Genomic DNA, 2,482 nt, shown 5'->3' with positions numbered 1-2,482 from the left:
AAAAGCGCCCCCAGTGGTGATGACACCCTGGACAAGCGAATTCGTGCCCGTGGGCTCGTTATTCCCGCCTGCAACAAGATCAACCGAAGAGAGGTCACCGGTCGCGACTGCACCCAGGATCTGCTGTGCATAACTCGAGGCAAGAGTCTGCATCCGGGCACCTTCAACGGTGACCTGCACAGTCATGCCAGACGTACCAACTATCGTTACGATCGCCATGCGACCAGCTCCTTGCATTGACGGTTAATAACGAACAAGCGTTATTTTGTGCCTATGATGCGGAGCCTTTTGGTGTTTGTAATATACCGTTTCTAACTTTCTCCATACGAGGTCGGTATGGATCTTCGCCGCCTGCGTATGTTTATGGCTGTGGCAGAGCAAGGCAGTATAACGGATGCCGCCAAATATCTACACATGGAACAACCACCACTGAGTAGACAAATATCGTCAATAGAAGAGGAGCTTGGAGTAAAACTTTTCACAAGATCGAGGAGAGGAACAGAACTAACAGAAATTGGCGGACTATTTCTTCAGAAGGTCATCCCTCTCGTCCGTGAGCGGGACAACCTATTTAACTATATTAAAACCCTGAAGAGATCACACGAAGGAGTTATAAAGATCGGCTTTGTCGCCGGGGTTCTTGCTGTTGGGGCGATCGTGTCTGGCATAAAGCGAATCAAGGAGATGAAATCTGATATACGCTTCGAGCTAATATGTGGGACGTCTGAGGAACTGACGGAGAGGCTTATAGGTCACGATCTCGATATAGTCCTGCTGTGGGGGCCCATATCGAACAAAGGTCTCGTTTCATACGATATATATGAGGAGGACATGCTTGCTGTTATCCATCTTCCAAAACCACATCAGAGCCTGCCTGCCGATATTTATAAAAATCTATACACAAGCGATTTGATTATATTTCCAAGGGAATTTAGCGGTGGGCTATATGACTCAATAATCGAGCACACTGTATCCGCGGGAACAAGTCCCGTCATTCGACCTATAGCACCGGATGTCACATGCATCCCTCCATTAGTCGCTGCAGGACTGGGTAATGCAATCGTGCCCCTGTCGGTGACTAAGACATATAGTGGGGATATTTGCTACGTACCCGTACCCGAGAGGCTACGCTGTCAAATTGTCGCTGCCGCGCGAAAGGAAGTCCCGTCTCAGATTGTCGCTCTGTTCGTCACTGTCCTCAGGAGATGACCATCCCGCGATTTTCGGGCAAAAAACAGTGCTCGCTTCTGGAAGGTTATGCCTAGAGTGTTTTCCTCTCTTTCTGGCTCATACTCTGCGGCGGTGAAGAAATTGGCGCATTTATCGGTCGTGACCTGATCGATAAGGCTTCCGACCTTGTTCCCAAGCCCCTTGCGGGTGCGTTCGGCGGCGCGGCGGCGATGGGCCTTGAGCCTGGAGAAGGCCATCTCAATCGGATTGAAGTCTGGGCTGTAAGACGGCAGGAACCGCAGGCTGGCACCGGCCGCCTCGGTCACCGCCCGCACGCCCGGTCCTTTATGCAAGCCGAGCTCGTCCATTACGACGGCATCGCCGGGGCGCAGATCGGGCTGGCTTGTCGAATCACTCCTGCCGTCGTGTCAGGATGTCCGGGCGATCCTGCTCTCCTGCATGAGCGGACTTTTTTCCATGCGACCAGGTGGCGGGCGAAGAAGCGCCACAGCGCGCCGGTCGCGAAATGGTGGCCGTCATCGGCCAGGCGGGCACGGATATCAGCGAGGGTCAAGTCGTCCTGCGCCGCAATCATCGCATGGATCCGCCCGGCATGCGCCTCGATCCGATAGGACAGACAATCTCCGCCACGCGCCCTGGCCGCAGAACTGCCGGTCGCAGCAGCCAAAGCGCACCAGCAAACGGCGCTCGCCGGATTAACCCGCTGCGCGGCTCATGGCCACTGCCGTGCGCACTCGTAGCGCTGAGATACTTCCTCCATCAGCAGACTACGCCTGCTCTCCTTGACGCCGCCGCTTGACGTATCGCAATCATCCAAGCGATCCGGTCCACGCTTGCTCCACGCGAGGTTACACCCTATCCGGGTGGAAGAAGAGCGGGATGCACCGCGCATTCGCGTGTCAAATGGCGTGTGAGATCCTCCAGAACCACACTCTTCAGCCGAGGCAGAACCAGATAGAGCGGCACTTCGAACCTGTTCCCGGGGTCGAGTTCCACAAGTCTGCCCGCCGCCAGATGCGGGGCGGCAAGCGTCGTTGGTTGCAGCCCCCACCCCAGACCACTGAGCGTGAAATCCAGAACGCCCCGGCTGGAGGGGACGTAATGGGTGAGCGGCGAGAGATGCGTGCGCTTTGCCCGATCAAGCCATTGCCTCTGCAGACTGTCCTGCGCATTCAGGCAGATGCACGGCGCTGTATCGATCGCCTCGTCTGTCATCCCCTCAGGAAAATAACGCGCCACGAAATCCGGTCTGGCACATGCCGCATAATGCATGGCGCCGAGATAAAGGGTT

The 2,482-nt window shown here is 55.6% G+C and carries 4 protein-coding genes and 1 pseudogene; 1 reads left to right on the top strand and 4 read right to left on the bottom strand.

The genetic code is table 11. The features are described from left to right. Nucleotides 1-219: pseudogene (locus C0V97_RS17720) on the bottom strand (hypothetical protein); the annotation flags it as partial. 117 nt (nucleotides 220-336) lie between these two features. Between C0V97_RS17720 and C0V97_RS17715 the strand changes: the two are divergent. Further along, nucleotides 337-1,209: a LysR family transcriptional regulator gene (locus C0V97_RS17715; RefSeq protein ID WP_127101908.1), complete on the top strand. Its 873-nt coding sequence runs from the start codon at nucleotides 337-339 to the stop codon at nucleotides 1,207-1,209. Here C0V97_RS17715 and C0V97_RS17710 read toward each other — a convergent pair. The 3 genes from C0V97_RS17710 to C0V97_RS17700 form a co-directional block, all read right to left on the bottom strand. Beyond that, the gene (locus C0V97_RS17710; protein ID WP_127101909.1) at nucleotides 1,170-1,538 is read right to left on the bottom strand and encodes a transposase; all 369 of its coding nucleotides are present in this window, start codon (nucleotides 1,536-1,538) and stop codon (nucleotides 1,170-1,172) included. The genes C0V97_RS17715 and C0V97_RS17710 overlap by 40 nt on opposite strands. Beyond that, on the bottom strand, nucleotides 1,538-1,858 hold the full coding sequence (locus C0V97_RS17705; protein ID WP_127101910.1) for a hypothetical protein: 321 nt from the start codon (nucleotides 1,856-1,858) through the stop codon (nucleotides 1,538-1,540). Before C0V97_RS17705 ends, C0V97_RS17710 begins: the two co-directional genes overlap by 1 nt. Nucleotides 1,859-2,046: 188 nt before the next feature. Then, nucleotides 2,047-2,482, bottom strand: a 436-nt coding sequence (locus C0V97_RS17700) for a LysR substrate-binding domain-containing protein (protein WP_233582260.1), incomplete at its 5' end; no start/stop codon positions are given.

Source organism: Asaia sp. W19, assembly GCF_003994335.1.
In the GTDB taxonomy this organism is placed as follows: domain Bacteria; phylum Pseudomonadota; class Alphaproteobacteria; order Acetobacterales; family Acetobacteraceae; genus Asaia.
The sequence above is the reverse complement of the archived record's forward strand: the minus strand, read 5'-3'. Positions and strand labels throughout refer to the sequence as shown.